Below are 13,646 nucleotides of genomic sequence, written 5' to 3'. Positions count from 1 at the left end.
AACGCCGTGACCGCAGCGTATCGGACGGATCGCCCGACAAGGCCGCCACGCCGGGGGCACTATGGAGTCGTGGGGGACGAATGGGCTGGGAGTGACGATGACATAGCCCGTGCCGTGCTCGACAGCTCGCCCAACGCCGTCGTGGTCCTCGACCGGGACCAGACCGTGCTGGTCTGGAACGCGGCCGCGGAGCGGCTCTTCGGCCTGACGGCGGCCGCGATGCTGGGCCGCAGGGCGCCGATCGTGCCGGACGAGCTGACCGCCGAGCACCACGCGGTGCTGGAGCGGGTGCGCACCGGCGGGCAGGTCTCGCTGCGCACCAAGCGTGTCCGCGGCGACGGCGAGGTGCTGGACGTCCGGGTCGACATCAGCGCGCTGCGCATCGGCAGCGCGGTCGCCGGTTACGTGTGCGTCCACCACCTGGTCCAGGCCGACGACGCGGCCAAGAACCGGATGGCCCGCCGGGCCCGGCTGGTGCGGCGGCTGACCGACGTGGTCGGCGACATCAACGCCGAGCTGGAGCTGCCCGCCGTGCTCGACCGGATCGCGGCCAGCCTCACCGAGCTCACCGGGGCCGACGCGGGCGGGTTCGTGCTCATCGAGGGCGACCGGCTGCGGCTGGTCAGCACCTACCAGCTGCCCGACGTGCCCAAGGGCACCACCACCGACCTGCACAACAGCCTCGTCGGCAAGCTGCTGCGCACCGGCAGGACGGTGCTGCTGGAGTCCGAGGGGCTGGACGACCTGGTGTGGGCCAGGCTCAAAGGGCTGCACACGGTCGCGCTCGGCCTGGCGGCGGTCGGCGGCAGACCGTACGGGGCGCTCTACGCGATGTTCGCCAGGCGCAAGCCCGGCCACCTGGAGCTGGAGCTGCTGGAACTGCTCGCCGGGCACGCCGGCATCGCGGTCGGCAACGCCGTGGCCTATCAGGAGGCGGTGCGGCAGCGGGCGCACGAGCGGGCGGTGTTCGACGCCAGTGCCGACGGCATCGCCGTGCTCGACGGCGCCGGGCGGGTGCTGCGCTGGAACCCGGCGGCGGCCCGGCTCACCGCAGTCCCGGCCGAGGACGCCGTGGGGCGGCCGCCGCCCTTCCCGCAGCCCGCCCCGGGCGAGAAGCTGACGGTCCAGCTGGCCAACGGGCGCTGGCTGGACGTGGTGGGCGCGCGCATCGAGGAGACCGGGGAACTGGTCGTCGACTTCCGCGACGTGACCGCGGCCAAGGAGCTGGAGGAGGCCAAGGACCTGTTCCTGGCCACGACCAGCCACGAGCTGCGCACCCCGATCACGATCGTGCGCGGCTTCGCCAGCACGCTGGACGCGCGCTGGGACAAGCTGAGCGATGCCGAACGGCGCTCGGCGGTGCACACGATCGCCGAGCGGTCCAGGTCGCTCGGGCAGCTGATGGACCACTTGCTGCTGGGCGCCCGGGCGGGCGCGGAGGAGCAGGTGGTCAGGGACGAGCCGTTCGACCTGGCCGAGCGGGTGCGCGCGGCCACACTTGGCTTACCCGTGCTGTCCGACAGGCACCGGGTCGAGGTGAGCATCGCCGACGGGCTGCCGCTCGCGATGGGCGACGCGCTGGCCACCGACATCGTGCTGGCGCAGTTGCTGGAGAACGCCTTCAAGTACTCGCCGAAAGGCGGCCTGATCAGCGTCTCGGCGCGGCCCGAGAACGACGCGCTGGTCGTGGTGGTCGACGACGAGGGCGTGGGGATCGCGCCGGCCGACCGGGAGCGGGTCTTCGAACGGTTCGTCCAGGTCGACAGCGGCGACCGCAGGCGGTTCGGCGGCGTCGGCCTGGGGCTCTACATCGTCCGGAGCCTGGCCAGGGCCCAGGGCGGCGAGGTCAGCGCCCATCCGGGGCCCGGCGGCGGCACCCGGATGAGGCTCGTGCTGAAACGCGCTTCTTCTATCGGATCCGACACACCGATGCGGTAACGAGGTGGTCACGGTTGAGCTGATCTATCGTCCGATGTGTACAAGCTGTGATCGAGATGCGGTTTCTGGGATTGAGTAACGGGGCATTTCGGTCGTACCGGGGAGTGTTCCCGCGGGGGGCACTGGGAGCGGGGAGGTGGGTGTGTCAAGCGTGGTGCTGCTGCCGTACGCGCCGTCCAGCGTCGCCGTTGCCCGCCAGCGTCTGAGCACCGACCTGCAGGACTGCGGGGTGTTCACCGCCGCGATCGACGACGCCGTCCTCGTGGTGAGCGAGCTGCTGAGCAACGCGTTGAGGCATGCGCATCCGCTGCCGTCGGGCATGGTGAAGGTGACCTGGCTGCGCAGCGACGGCCACATCGAGGTCGCGGTGAGCGACGGGGGAGCGGCCACCGAGCCGCGCGCGGGCCGGCCGGCGCTGTCGTCGCTGGGCGGCCGTGGGCTGGGCATCGTCGAGTACGTCGCGGAGAGCTGGGGGGTACGCCACGACGGCGACACGACCACGGTGTGGGCGATCCTGCCCGCGCCCACGGGGACCGTGAGCAACGGGCAGGTGCACGCGCTCAGAGAGGCCGGGTAGCCAGCACCGCCCGCTCGCCGGCCGTCCAGGCCGTCGACACGAGCAGGTAGAGCCCGGCGGCCAGGGGAAGCACCGCCGCGGCGAGCAGCGAGCCGAACGGCAGCAGCGGCATGAGCTTGCGCATGAACTCCGGCTGCTCCTCGGGCATCGTGGCCTTCATCCTGTGTGACATCCACCACGCCACCAGCGCCATCAGAGTGATGACGAGTGTAAAGACCAAAACTGGCATGCTGAACAGACCGTAATTCGCCGTCAATGCGGCCACGTGATGGCCGAGCGGCGCGCCGAACAGGTCATGACCCGCCAGCGCAGTCGGATGCGTCGCCACCCGGTACATCAGCCACATGAACGGCAACTGCGCCAGCCCCGGCAGGATCCCGGCGAACGGCGAGGTGCCTTCCTTGGCGTAGAGCGCGCTCGTCTCGGTGGCCAGCTTCGCCGGATCGCGCCCGTAGCGCTTCTGGAGCGCGCGCAGCTTGGGCGCGAGCCGTTCCCTGACCCGCGCGCTGCGCGCCTGACGGATGGCGAGAGGCAGCAGCACAAGCCGGACGAGCAGCGTGAACAGCACGATCCCGAGCGCGGCGTGGCCGCCGGACATGCCGATGACGAACGTGACGAGAGAGTCGATCATGAGCCCTTCTCAGGAGAGAGATTCTCAGGGCTCTGGTGAGCCCCGCTTATCCGGAAGCGGGGCGCGCCGATGGCGCTCGTGGCCGGGGCCGCCCGGCAGCGTCAGGATCGCGCTGGCGCTGGAACGCCGTGCGCCGCGCGTAGACCAGGGGGAATCCGGCCGGCTCACCGCCGAGGACGGGCAACAGCCTGGCGGCCCAGGAGGCCAGCAGCAGGACCGCCATCATCGTCACGGCGATGAGCCACGGATCGAACAGGAAGAGCGTCACCGTGTCGACGACGACTTACCGACCATCGTGACCACGATGAACACCAGCAGGGCCACGACCCCGATGATGAGAGCGATCTTCAGCAGCCCGAGAACCATCGGGATGATGAAGGTGAACAACACGAAGAGCGCCAGCAGAGCGCCCAGCACGAGCATGATTACTCGACCCATGAGGCCACCGTACGTCCTGCCGGGACGATCTGCGACCCTTACGAACCGATGACGCGGGTGCCGCCCGGCCGTGCCCGCGCCGTACCGTGCAGAGGTGAGCACCCGCATCCTGGTGGTCGAGGACGATCCGACCGTGTCCGAGGTGGTCGCGCGCTACCTGGAGCGCGACGGGCACGAGGTCGAGTGCGTCGGCGACGGCGCCGAGGCGCTGCGCCGGGCGCTGGCCAGGCCGCCGGACCTGATGGTGCTCGACCTGATGCTGCCCAAGCTCGACGGGCTCCAGGTGTGCCGGAAGCTCAGGGAACGCTGGCCGGTGCCGGTGATCATGCTCACCGCGCTCGGCGAGGAGATCGACCGCGTGGCCGGCCTGGAGACCGGTGCCGACGACTACGTGACCAAGCCGTTCAGCCCGCGCGAGCTGGCGCTGCGCGTCCAGTCGGTGCTGCGCCGCGCCCGCGGCGCCGCCGTCACCGGCGGCACCGGCGTGCTGCGCGACGGCGACCTGGTGGTGGACGTGGGCGCGCACGAGGTACGGCTCGGCGGCGCGGAGGTGATGCTGACCGCCCGCGAGTTCGACCTGCTCGCCTACCTGATGCGCAACCCCCGCCAGGCGTTCAGCCGCTCGGCGTTGCTCGACCAGGTGTGGGGATGGTCGTTCGGCGACTCCTCCACCGTGACCGTGCACGTCAGACGGCTGCGGGAGAAGATCGAGCCCGACCCGACCGAGCCGCGCAGGATCGTCACGGTGTGGGGGGTCGGATACCGCTACGAGCCGCTGTCGTGACCGGCGACCTGGGCATGATCGTCGCGGTCACGGCCGGGCTCGGCCTGCTGGTGGCCGGGCTGGGCGTGGCGGTGATGGGGCGGCTGCGGACCCGCTCGATCGGCGTGATGCTGGCGGTCGTGGTGGTGGTCGCGGTCGTGGCGACCCTGGCCGGCGTGGTGGCGATCACCATGCGCATGATCATCGACGGCCCCGCGCGCGACATCGTGCTCAGCGTCGTGGCGGTGGGCGGCCTGGTGGGGCTCGGGGTGGCGTTCGTGCTGGCCAGGCGGGTGGTGGGGGAGAGCAGGCGGCTCGTCGCCGCCGTCCGCGAGGTGCCGTTCAGCGCGCCGCAGGGGCTGCCGGCCGAGCTCCAGACGATCGCCGGCACCCTGGAGGAGGCGTACGCGCGCGAACGCGCCCTTGAGGGAGCCCGGCGCGAGCTCGTCGCCTGGGTCAGCCACGACCTGCGCACGCCGCTGGCCGGGATGCGCGCCATGGCCGAGGCGCTGGAGGACGGGGTGGTGTCCGACCGCGAGACGGTCGGCCGCTACCACGCCCAGATCAAGCTGGAGGTGGAACGGCTGTCGGCCATGGTGGACGACCTGTTCGAGCTGTCCAGGATCCACGCCGGGGCGTTGCGGCTCTCGCGGGCCAGGATCGGGCTGGCGGACCTGGTCGCCGACACCCTGGCCGGCGCCGAGCCGCTGGCCAGGGCAAAAGGCGTGCGGCTGACGGCGGAGGCGGAGCCGGTGCCGCCGGTGACGGCGGACGCCGGAGCCCTGGGCCGGGCGCTGCTCAACCTCGTGGTGAACGCGATCAGGCACACGCCGCCGGACCGGAGCGTGGTGCTGCGCGCCCGGCTCGACGACGACATGGCGTGCCTGTCGGTCTCCGACTGCTGTGGCGGCATCCCCGAGGAGGATCTGCCGCGGGTCTTCGACGTGGCGTTCAGGGGCGAGGCGGCGCGGACGCCGGCGGCGGACGGCGGGGCGGGCCTCGGGCTGGCCATCGCCCAGGGCATCGTCGAGGCGCACGACGGGGCGATCGGGGTCGTCAACGAGGGCGCGGGGTGCCGGTTCGAGATCCGGCTCCCGGTGGAGGGGGGAGGACCCGCTCTCGGCGCCGTCAGGCCGACTCCGGGAGGACGGTCTCCGGAGACGCGCTGAAGGAGTCGGATATCGCGCGGAAGGTCGGGCAGGGCCAGCGCCACATGCAGCTCCGGCACCGCAGGATCGGATGCGCGGCGTCGCTGGTGATGCCGCCGGCGTCACGTGGCTGGTGCAGGTCGAGCAGCCGGAGCCCCAGCTCGGAGAACCTGAGCAGGTCCTCCCGGGCGCCCGCCAGGAAGTCGAGGTCCACGCCCGCCAGCCGGGTGCGGACGGGCACGTACCCCTCATGGTTGACCAGGCCGCGCAGCCGCGCGGCCTCGTCATGCCACGAAGTGGCCTTCTCGGAGCGGATGAGGATGGCCTCCAGGTGTTCGCGGAGCCTCTGACGCTGCGGATCTTCGAGTCGGTCTGTGTTCATGGACGATCGGGCCCGCGGGTTCCAGCCCAGCCCCTCCTCCTGAGTGATGTGGGGCCGTCACCGGTCCCCAAGGTTTCGCACCGTCAAGTTTCGCGTACTCTCCGTCGCCGTGAAGCCCAAACGGCGACTCTCGTCCGACCCGCTCGGCGCGCGGACAAAGTCTCTCGCGAGCCTCGGCCAAGAACCCGTCGTTTCCCGGCGTCGCTCCATACCGGTCGTCGCCCTATCGGCGTGACAACGTGACCCGGGGCGCTCGCGCCGCTAGCCTGCCCATGTGGAGCTCAAGGTCTCGACTCGATCACATGCCGGCCACGCACTCGTCGTGATCGCCGGTGAAATCGACCTCTATACGGCACCTCACCTGCAGTCGGAGTTCACGCGACTGCTGCAGGAGGGGCCCAGCCGGGTGGTCATCGACATGTCCGCCGTGGATTTCTGTGACTCCACGGGGATGAACGTGCTGCTTTCGGCGCTCAAACGGATGAAGGAGCAGGGCGGCGCGCTCGACGTCGCCGCACCGCGCCCCGCCGTGCGCAAGATCCTGCAGGTCACCGGGCTCGACTCGGTCTTCACCGTGCATGACGAGGTGCCGCAGGAGTTCCTCATCGCCGAGGGCTCATGACGGCCGACACCGCGGTGGTCATCCCGGCCAAGAACGAGGCCGACCGCATCGGCCTCACCGTCGAGTCGGCCCTCACCCTGCCCGGGGTCGATCTCGTCGTGGTCGTCGACGACGGCTCGACCGACCCGACGGGCCGGGTGGCGCGCGCCGCCGGGGCCAGGGTGGTGCGGCACAGCCGCAACCGCGGCAAGGCCGCCGCCATGGAGTCGGGCGCCGAAGCCGTCCGCCTGCTCGACGGTGAGATCCCGCGCCACCTGCTGTTCCTCGACGCCGACCTGGCCGGCACCGCGCGGGCCGCGGCCCCGTTAATCGAGCCGGTCCGCACCGGCGAGGCCGACATGACCGTCGCGGTCTTCGCGACCCGGGTCAAGCTCGCCGGCCACGGCATCGTCGTACGCGTCTCGCGCGACGGCATCCGCCGCGCGACCGGTTTCCAGGCCACCCAGCCGCTCAACGGGCAGCGCTGCCTCACCCGCGACGCCTTCGAGGCCGCCCGCCCGCTGGCGCACGGCTTCGGCGTGGAGACCGCGCTGACCATCGACCTGCTGCGCAAGGGCTTCCGCATCCGCGAGGTCGAGGTGGAGATGGCCCACCGGGCGACCGGCTCCGACTGGCGGGCGCAGCTGCACCGGGCCCGGCAGTTGCGGGACGTCGCGCTGGCCCCGGCCGGCCGCGAGCCGGTGGTCGTGGACAACCTCGCCAAGCTGCGGCGTTAGCCGGCACGTTATCCACAGGCTGGTGATCGGCGTCCGGGCCGGCGTGGTTGGTGTGCTGGAATTTGCGGGTGACTTCCGAGACCCGGAGTGCCGGGACCGCCGCCGCGCCGGCCGCCGGGCCGGTGGCCGGCCTGGCCATGGCGGCGATCGTCGCGTCGATCCTGCTGACGATCACCATCGGTCTCCTCGGCCCGTCCGCCATGGTCCCCGCGCTGACCGGCGCGGCCTGGCACCCGCCGTTCTCGTTGTCCGCCCGGCCCGACCCGCACCTGGTCATCGCGATGGCCGCCGCCGCGCTCGCCCTGGGCGCCGCCGGGCTGCTCGCGGGGCTGACCGCCCTGCCGCCCCCCGGCGTCCTCGGCCGCCGCCTCGTGGTGCTCGGATGCCTGGCCGCCGGGGTGCTGGCGTTCCTGCCGCCGTCCGGCTCGGGTGACCATCTCAACTACGCCGCCTACGGGCGCATGCTCACCCTGGGGTTGAGCCCCTACACGCACGGCGCCACCGATCTGCCCGGTGATCCCATCGCCGATGCGGTCGAGGAGCCATGGCGGGAGGAGCCCAGCGTCTACGGGCCCGTGGCGACGGCGGCGCAGGCACTCGCCGGCTGGGTCGGGGGTGACTCCCTGCGCCTCACGATCTTCGTCCTGGCCCTGGTCAACGTCGCCGCCTTCGTCGCGACCGGGCTCCTGATCGACCGTTTCACCAGGCACGACCCGGCCAGACGCACCCGGGCCGCGCTGCTGTGGACCGCCAACCCGCTGCTGCTCCACCAGCTCGTCGCGGGCATGCACGTCGACACGCTGGCCATCGCCTGCGTGGTGGCCGCCCTCCTGGCGGGCGGGCTCTCCACGGCGTCCGGGTCCACGAGACGTTCCCTGGCCGGCGGTGCGCTGCTGGGGCTGGGGGTCGCGGCCAAGGTCAACGTCGGGCTGGTGGCCCTCGGGCCGGCCTGGGCGCTGCGACGCCGCCCGGGGCGGCTGGCGCTGGTGGCCGGGGCCGCGCTCGCGGTGGTGGTCGCGGGCTACGTCCTCGTCGGCGCCGAGGCGGTCGGGCCCGTGACCCGCACCAGCAAGTCGATCTCCCATGCTTCTCCGTGGAAGCTCGTCCAGGGCTGGCTGCAGTCGATCGTCGGCACCGGCAGCGCCTACCGGGGCGAGATCCAGATCGGGTCGCTGCTGCTGCTCGCCTTCATCGCGTGGTCCCTCTTCCGGCTCACCGCCGACCGGGCACCTCAAGGGCAGGGAAAGCTGGTGGGGGAGTCCGCCGTGGTGGTGGCGCTGGTGCTGGTCGTGGCCTACCTGTTCGCTTCGCCGTACGTGCTGCCCTGGTACGACGGGCTGGCGTTCGGGCTGCTGGGGCTGGTCGCCGCGTCCACGCTGGACCGGTTCCTCGTCGTCCACCTGCTCGTGCTGTCGCTGGCCTATCTGCCGGCCCGGGTGGCGGGCCAGCCGGACGACCTCGCCTGGCTCAGGACCGTCGTGCGGGGTCAGGTGACGCCGTGGGTGCTGCTGGCGCTGACCTCGGCCCTGCTGTGGTGGGCTTGGCGAGCTGCAAGGCCCTTACGCACGACGCGAGCGTGAGCGGCACCGCCACGGTCAGCGCCATGGCAGGGATGGCGATGCCCGAGTCGTTCATGAGAAACCCGATGAGGGCGCACGTGAGCGCGCCGATCAGCCCGGCACGCAGCGCGGGCGCCTGCGCGTACGCCTGACCGAGCGCCGAGGCGCCCCACCGCGACGGCCGGTTCAGCACCAGGAAGAGGAAGGCGAGGGCGACCAGCGACAGGAGGGTCAGCGACCAGTTCCCGACGGTCACGCCCACCATGGCACCGAACTTGCGGGCCACGACGGTCAACGCCTGGCCGTCGATGATCTGCTGGACGAACGTGCCCAGATGGGTGCGCTGGTTGTCGGGGCGCAGCCAGTCGAAGACCGCGATCGCGCCGATCAGCACCGCCCCGGCCAGGCCGACCAGCAGCAGCTTCACGATCGACACCCGGCGGCCCGACAGGAGGATGACGAACACGGCCAGCCCCACCACGAAGGCCGGCACCCCGCCGAAGTCGGCTCCCCACGACGGCCACCCGTCGGCGAACACCGCCAGCCCCCCATAGGCGGCGCACACCGCCATCACGACGATCCTCGGCGTGCCCCGGCCGCTCAGCCACTGCGCGACCCCCGCCAGGCCGAGGATCGTGCCGGTGGCGTAGATGGCGAAGGCGATGTTGCTGAACCCGTAGAAGCGGCCCCCGGTCACGGGCTCGTAGCCGGAGACGGCGTTCACCTGGAGGGTGGAGCCGGTCATCACGTCGACCAGCATCGCGACGGACGTCACGGCCGCGACCACGGTCAGCGGGCCCAGCACGTGCGCTCGCCACGGGCCCGCGAAGGCCAGCACGGTGACGAGGCCGGCGATGGCCAGGATGGTGCCGATCAGCGCGGTCATCGGCGCCGGCAGGCTCCACCACGGCACCAGTTGCGCGAGGAACGTGGACACGGCGATGGCCCCGCTCACCACCGACACCACCTGCACGGCCACCAGCAGCCGGGAGGCACTGGCCACGTCGATCCCCGCCCGCACCGGCCCGTCCCGGCCCGGCCGCTTCTCGCCGGCGGGAGCCGGGTGCCCTCCGGAGGTGCCCTCCGCGTGCGCCGGATGCGTGGTGCGGTCCGGCACGGCGGGGCTGCCCGCGCCGGTCCCCTCGGTGCGCGCCGGACGGCCCTCCGGTACGGGAGCCGCCGCACCGTCGGCGGCACCGCTTCCTGCCGCGAGGCCCGCCCCGCCCGCAGAGGCGGTGTCTGCGGCGGGCGTCGTGCCGCCCGTGGGGGCGGGTTCTGCGGCGGGCGCCGCGTTGTCAGTGGGGGTGGTGTCCGCGGTGGCGGCTGTGCCGTCGGCGGAGGTGGGTTCTGGTAGGTGCGGCGTGCTGTCGGGGGCGGTGATCTGTGCCGTTCGTGTTGGGTGGTTCTGTTCGGTGGTGGGTGGGGTCTGGGGGTGTGCCGGGCGGGGGGTGGAGGTGCGGCGGCGGCGGAGGGCGAGGGCGGCGAAGGCGTAGAAGAGGAGTTGGACGGCGACGAACACGGCGAAGAAGGGGCCGCGGACCTCGCGGAGGACCTGGCTGGCCAGGTCGGCGTCCGCCAGGCCGGCGACCGTGTCGGCCGGGGTGGCGGCGGCGCCGTCCGGCTGCCAGGGGCGGCCGAAGTCCGGTCTGGGGGGCTGGGCGCCGGTGAGCTGGATGGCGGTGGCCGTCAGGTCGGAGATGGTGACCAGCGCGTCCTGCCGGGTGGAGGTGGCGGTGAGGTGGCCGGGCCCGTACGGCTGTCCCGTGGGCGAGGGGCCGCGGGCGATGGCCACGTGGAGGTGGGCGCTGGGGGTGACGTCCGAGATGCCCGCCACGAGGGTGGTGAAGCCGGACGGGAGGGTGGCGAGGAACGCGCCGATCCGCCGGTCGGCCTCCGCCGCCGCGGCCCGCCGGGTGGCCGCCGGCATGGAGGTGGGGACGCCGTACTGGTCGAGGGGCTGACGGGCCCAGGCGGCGGCGAGCTCGGGGGCCTCCAGGACGATCAGGTTGTAGGCGGAGGGGTCCGCGAGGGACTCGGGCGCTTCAGCGTATTGGGCGATATTTCCGGACTTGTCGGCGGCGGCGAGCGCAGCTCCGGGGCCGATCGCGGCCGTCCGGCCGCCCGCCTCGGCGATGCTCTGGCCGAGGGTGCCCAGCTGGGCGGCGTAACCGGTGTCGGCCTGGTGGGCGGACAGCCCGGCCCAGCCCGGTACGGTGGCGCCGCCGTCCGGCGTGGCCCGGGGGATCGGGGTGGGCGGGCAGCCCTTGCCGGGCGTGCCCGCGCGCTGACCCGCGGAGACGGTGAGCCAGCCGGCGACGGGACAGGTGATGCCGCGGTCCGGCGGCGGGACGGCACGGGTCGACATGGAGGCCGAGCCGCCCTCGGCGGCGAGTTTCCACAGGTTCGGGGTGCGGGACTCGTCGATGTCGCTCCACTCCAGGCCGGGGACGCCGACGAGGGCCACACGGCCCTGGGCGGCGGAGGCGGCGGCGGAGGCGGGGAGAGTCAGGAAGGCGGCCGGCACCAGCGTGAGCAGCAGGGCGGCCAGCACACGCAGGGCCGGTCGCCGTACTCGTCGCGCCGAGCTCCACCGCACGGGATGCTCGCCGCACCGGCGCTGGTGGGGCGCGCTGAAGGTGGCTTGCGGCATGTGCGGAACCCCCGGTGTTGGCGCGCTCGGTGAACAACAGCCACGGTAACGTGCCACACCGTGACGAGTGTCGAGGCGCCGTGGCGGCGGCAGTGGTGGGCATGGGCCGTGGCGGTGCTGGTCGCGGCGGCGGCGGTGGCGCCGCTGGTGCAGCAGTGGCTGACGAACCCGGACGACCAGCGCCTCGTGGACCTCGACGTCTACCGTACCGGCGGGCAGATGCTGCTCGACGGACGGCCGGTCTACGACTACTTCACGCCGGCGCCGCAGTTGCTGCCCTTCACGTATCCGCCGGTGGCGGCGATGCTGGCGACGGGGCTGGCGGCGATGTCGTGGGAGACGGCACAGTGGGCGTGGACGGCCGGGATCTTCGTCGCGCTGGCCGTGGCCGTCGGGTTCGCGTTCCGGCGGGTGCTGGGCGGCAGGTACGCGCCGTGGGTGTTCGCGTTCCTGATGGTGGCGTGCACGTACCTGATGCCGATCCGCGACCAGGTGCGGTTCGGGCAGGTCGACATCCTGCTGGTGGCGCTGTGCCTGGCCGACTGCGTGGCGCGGCGGCCGTGGTGGCCGAGGGGGTTCCTGATCGGGCTGGCCACGGCGGTGAAGCTGACGCCGGGCGTCTTCCTGATCTATCTGCTGGTGACGCGGCAGTGGCGGACCTTGTTCATGGCGTCGTTCGTGACGGCGCTGCTGACGTTGCTGCCGTTCGCGGTGGTGCCGCAGGACGCGGTGGGCTTCTGGTTCGGGGCGCTGCTCGACTCCGAGCGGCTGGGCGCCAACGCCGCCACCACCAACCAGTCGATGCGCGGCATGCTGATCCGCCTCTACATGCCCGACGCGCTGACGACCGTGATCTGGCTGGCGCTGGTGGCTGTGGTCGGGTGGTACGGGTTCCGCGCGGCTCGTGAGGCGTACCGGGCGGGCGACGGGGTGCGCGCGGTGGCGCTCGTGGGGCTGATGGCGGTGCTGCTCTCGCCGGTCGCCTGGATCCACCATCTGGCCTGGGTGGTCGTGGTGCTGGGGGCGATCGTGGGCGACGGGCGCGATCCGGTCAGGCTGCGGGTGGCGGCGGGGGTGTGGCTGTACTACGTGGTGCCGGTCCCGTGGTGGGGGGTGTCGCTGAAGGCCGCCGAGATTCCGGTGGTCAGCCCGGTCCTGGGGAAGATCGTGCAGAACGGCTTCGGGCTGGGGGCGCTGGCCCTGGTCTGGCTGCTGGGCTGGTGGCTGCCGAAACGGCGTTCCGCAATACCCGACGCGGCGCGTCAACCTGCGGATACCCTGTAAGCATGCCCAGACTCGCGTATCTCGGACCGGAGGGGACCTTCACCGAGGAGGCCCTGCGGCTGCTGGAGCCCGGTGCCGAGCGTCTGCCGTGCGGCACCGTCCCGGCCGCGCTCAACGCGGTCCGCAGCGGGGAGGCCGACGGGGCCGTGGTGCCGCTGGAAAACTCCCTTGAGGGCGGCATCACGACGACGCTCGACGAGTTCGCCTGGGGCGACCCGCTGCTGATCACCGCCGAGCTGCTGCTGCCGGTGCGGTTCTCGCTGCTGGCCAGGCCCGACACCGAGCTGGTGCACATCAAGCGCGTCTACACGCATCCGGCCGCGATCACGCAGTGCCGGGCGTTCGTGTCCCGCGAGCTGCCCGACGCGGTCGTGGTGTCCGCGCCGTCGACCGCGGCCGCGGCCCAGGAGGTGTCGCTGCCGGGCTCGCCGTACGACGCGGCCATCGCCGCCCGCATCGCGGGCGAGCACTACGGGCTGGTCGAGCTGGTGGGCGACATCGGCGACCGGTCCGACACCGTGACCAGGTTCGTCAGGGTGAGCCGGCCGGGGCCGCTGCCGGAGCCGACCGGCTCCGACCGCACGACGCTGGTCGTCTTCCTGGCCGACGACCATCCGGGCGCGCTGCTGGAGATGCTGACCGAGTTCTCGGTGCGTGGCGTCAACCTGAGCCGGATCGAGTCGCGGCCCACCGGCAACGGCATCGGCCGCTACTTCTTCCACTTCGACTTCGAGGGCCACGTGGCCGACGCGCGGGTCGGCGAGGCGATTTCCGGTCTGCGTCGCATCTGCGGCGAGGTGCGCTTCCTGGGCAGCTATCCGCGCGCCGACGGGGTGGCTCCGCAGATCAAGCGGGGCACGGCCGACGCGGAGTTCGCCGAGGCCGAGGGCTGGCTGGCCCGGGTCCGCGCCGGCGACGTCTAATCCGGGAGCGGGTGA

At 72.7% G+C, this 13,646-nt stretch carries 14 protein-coding genes; 9 read left to right on the top strand and 5 right to left on the bottom strand.

What is annotated here, in order from left to right; translation table 11 throughout:
• Positions 1-114 precede the first annotated feature (114 nt).
• Positions 115-1,938 (top strand): ATP-binding protein, encoded by a 1,824-nt coding sequence (locus ADY59_RS04660; RefSeq protein ID WP_231618544.1) that lies wholly within the window; start codon positions 115-117, stop codon positions 1,936-1,938.
• Positions 1,939-2,080: 142 nt separating this feature from the next.
• The gene (locus ADY59_RS04655; RefSeq protein ID WP_231618543.1) at positions 2,081-2,515 is read left to right on the top strand and encodes an ATP-binding protein; all 435 of its coding nucleotides are present in this window, start codon (positions 2,081-2,083) and stop codon (positions 2,513-2,515) included.
• Here the strand turns inward: ADY59_RS04655 and yidC are convergent.
• From yidC to ADY59_RS49620, 3 genes are read right to left on the bottom strand one after another with little or no spacing between them, the layout of a single operon-like run.
• Positions 2,499-3,146, bottom strand: coding sequence for a membrane protein insertase YidC (gene yidC, locus ADY59_RS04650; protein ID WP_049558005.1), 648 nt, complete (start codon positions 3,144-3,146; stop codon positions 2,499-2,501). The genes ADY59_RS04655 and yidC overlap by 17 nt on opposite strands.
• 46 nt (positions 3,147-3,192) lie before the next feature.
• On the bottom strand, positions 3,193-3,414 hold the full coding sequence (locus ADY59_RS04645) for a DUF6412 domain-containing protein (RefSeq protein ID WP_049558002.1): 222 nt from the start codon (positions 3,412-3,414) through the stop codon (positions 3,193-3,195).
• The gene (locus tag ADY59_RS49620) at positions 3,411-3,584 is read right to left on the bottom strand and encodes a hypothetical protein (protein WP_156325295.1); all 174 of its coding nucleotides are present in this window, start codon (positions 3,582-3,584) and stop codon (positions 3,411-3,413) included. Before ADY59_RS49620 ends, ADY59_RS04645 begins: the two co-directional genes overlap by 4 nt.
• 94 nt (positions 3,585-3,678) lie before the next feature.
• Here ADY59_RS49620 and ADY59_RS04640 point away from each other — a divergent pair, with 94 nt between their 5' ends.
• Both ADY59_RS04640 and ADY59_RS04635 read left to right on the top strand, forming a co-directional pair.
• On the top strand, positions 3,679-4,368 hold the full coding sequence (locus tag ADY59_RS04640) for a response regulator transcription factor (protein ID WP_049558142.1): 690 nt from the start codon (positions 3,679-3,681) through the stop codon (positions 4,366-4,368).
• On the top strand, positions 4,365-5,516 hold the full coding sequence (locus tag ADY59_RS04635) for a sensor histidine kinase (protein ID WP_231618542.1): 1,152 nt from the start codon (positions 4,365-4,367) through the stop codon (positions 5,514-5,516). The genes ADY59_RS04640 and ADY59_RS04635 overlap by 4 nt, the downstream gene beginning before the upstream one ends.
• Here ADY59_RS04635 and ADY59_RS04630 read toward each other — a convergent pair.
• On the bottom strand, positions 5,476-5,877 hold the full coding sequence (locus ADY59_RS04630) for a hypothetical protein (RefSeq protein WP_049557999.1): 402 nt from the start codon (positions 5,875-5,877) through the stop codon (positions 5,476-5,478). The two genes, ADY59_RS04635 and ADY59_RS04630, sit on opposite strands and share 41 nt — an antisense overlap.
• Positions 5,878-6,151: 274 nt before the next feature.
• Here ADY59_RS04630 and ADY59_RS04625 point away from each other — a divergent pair, with 274 nt between their 5' ends.
• The 3 genes from ADY59_RS04625 to ADY59_RS48355 all read left to right on the top strand — a co-directional run bounded on the left by ADY59_RS04625 (position 6,152) and on the right by ADY59_RS48355 (position 8,795).
• Positions 6,152-6,499 carry an STAS domain-containing protein gene (locus tag ADY59_RS04625; RefSeq protein ID WP_082309855.1) on the top strand — a complete coding sequence of 116 codons (348 nt, stop codon included), beginning with the start codon at positions 6,152-6,154 and terminating at the stop codon, positions 6,497-6,499.
• Positions 6,496-7,215, top strand: coding sequence for a glycosyltransferase family 2 protein (locus tag ADY59_RS04620; RefSeq protein ID WP_049557996.1), 720 nt, complete (start codon positions 6,496-6,498; stop codon positions 7,213-7,215). The genes ADY59_RS04625 and ADY59_RS04620 overlap by 4 nt, the downstream gene beginning before the upstream one ends.
• 68 nt (positions 7,216-7,283) lie before the next feature.
• Positions 7,284-8,795: a hypothetical protein gene (locus tag ADY59_RS48355; RefSeq protein WP_156325294.1), complete on the top strand. Its 1,512-nt coding sequence runs from the start codon at positions 7,284-7,286 to the stop codon at positions 8,793-8,795.
• Here ADY59_RS48355 and ADY59_RS51060 read toward each other — a convergent pair.
• Positions 8,683-11,424 carry a hypothetical protein gene (locus ADY59_RS51060; protein WP_197093432.1) on the bottom strand — a complete coding sequence of 914 codons (2,742 nt, stop codon included), beginning with the start codon at positions 11,422-11,424 and terminating at the stop codon, positions 8,683-8,685. The genes ADY59_RS48355 and ADY59_RS51060 overlap by 113 nt on opposite strands.
• A 60-nt stretch (positions 11,425-11,484) precedes the next feature.
• Between ADY59_RS51060 and ADY59_RS04605 the strand changes: the two genes are divergently transcribed.
• Both ADY59_RS04605 and pheA read left to right on the top strand, forming a co-directional pair.
• Complete coding sequence (locus ADY59_RS04605; protein ID WP_049557990.1) at positions 11,485-12,708, top strand: glycosyltransferase 87 family protein; 1,224 nt, start codon at positions 11,485-11,487, stop codon at positions 12,706-12,708.
• Positions 12,709-12,710: 2 nt separating this feature from the next.
• Positions 12,711-13,631, top strand: coding sequence for a prephenate dehydratase (gene pheA, locus ADY59_RS04600; RefSeq protein WP_049557987.1), 921 nt, complete (start codon positions 12,711-12,713; stop codon positions 13,629-13,631).
• Positions 13,632-13,646: the final 15 nt, after the last annotated feature.

It is taken from the genome of Nonomuraea sp. SBT364, assembly GCF_001083785.1.
GTDB lineage: Bacteria > Actinomycetota > Actinomycetes > Streptosporangiales > Streptosporangiaceae > Nonomuraea.
Note: the sequence above shows the minus strand (reverse complement) of the source record. Positions and strands in the feature narration are given on the sequence as shown.

Coding starts and splice junctions, on each gene's coding strand:
- yidC (WP_049558005.1), bottom strand. CDS start 3,146: ATGATCGACTCTCTCGTCACGTTCGTCATCGGCATGTCCGGCGGCCAC.
- ADY59_RS04620 (WP_049557996.1), top strand. CDS start 6,496: ATGACGGCCGACACCGCGGTGGTCATCCCGGCCAAGAACGAGGCCGAC.
- ADY59_RS04630 (WP_049557999.1), bottom strand. CDS start 5,877: ATGAACACAGACCGACTCGAAGATCCGCAGCGTCAGAGGCTCCGCGAA.
- ADY59_RS49620 (WP_156325295.1), bottom strand. CDS start 3,584: ATGGGTCGAGTAATCATGCTCGTGCTGGGCGCTCTGCTGGCGCTCTTC.
- pheA (WP_049557987.1), top strand. CDS start 12,711: ATGCCCAGACTCGCGTATCTCGGACCGGAGGGGACCTTCACCGAGGAG.
- ADY59_RS51060 (WP_197093432.1), bottom strand. CDS start 11,424: ATGCCGCAAGCCACCTTCAGCGCGCCCCACCAGCGCCGGTGCGGCGAG.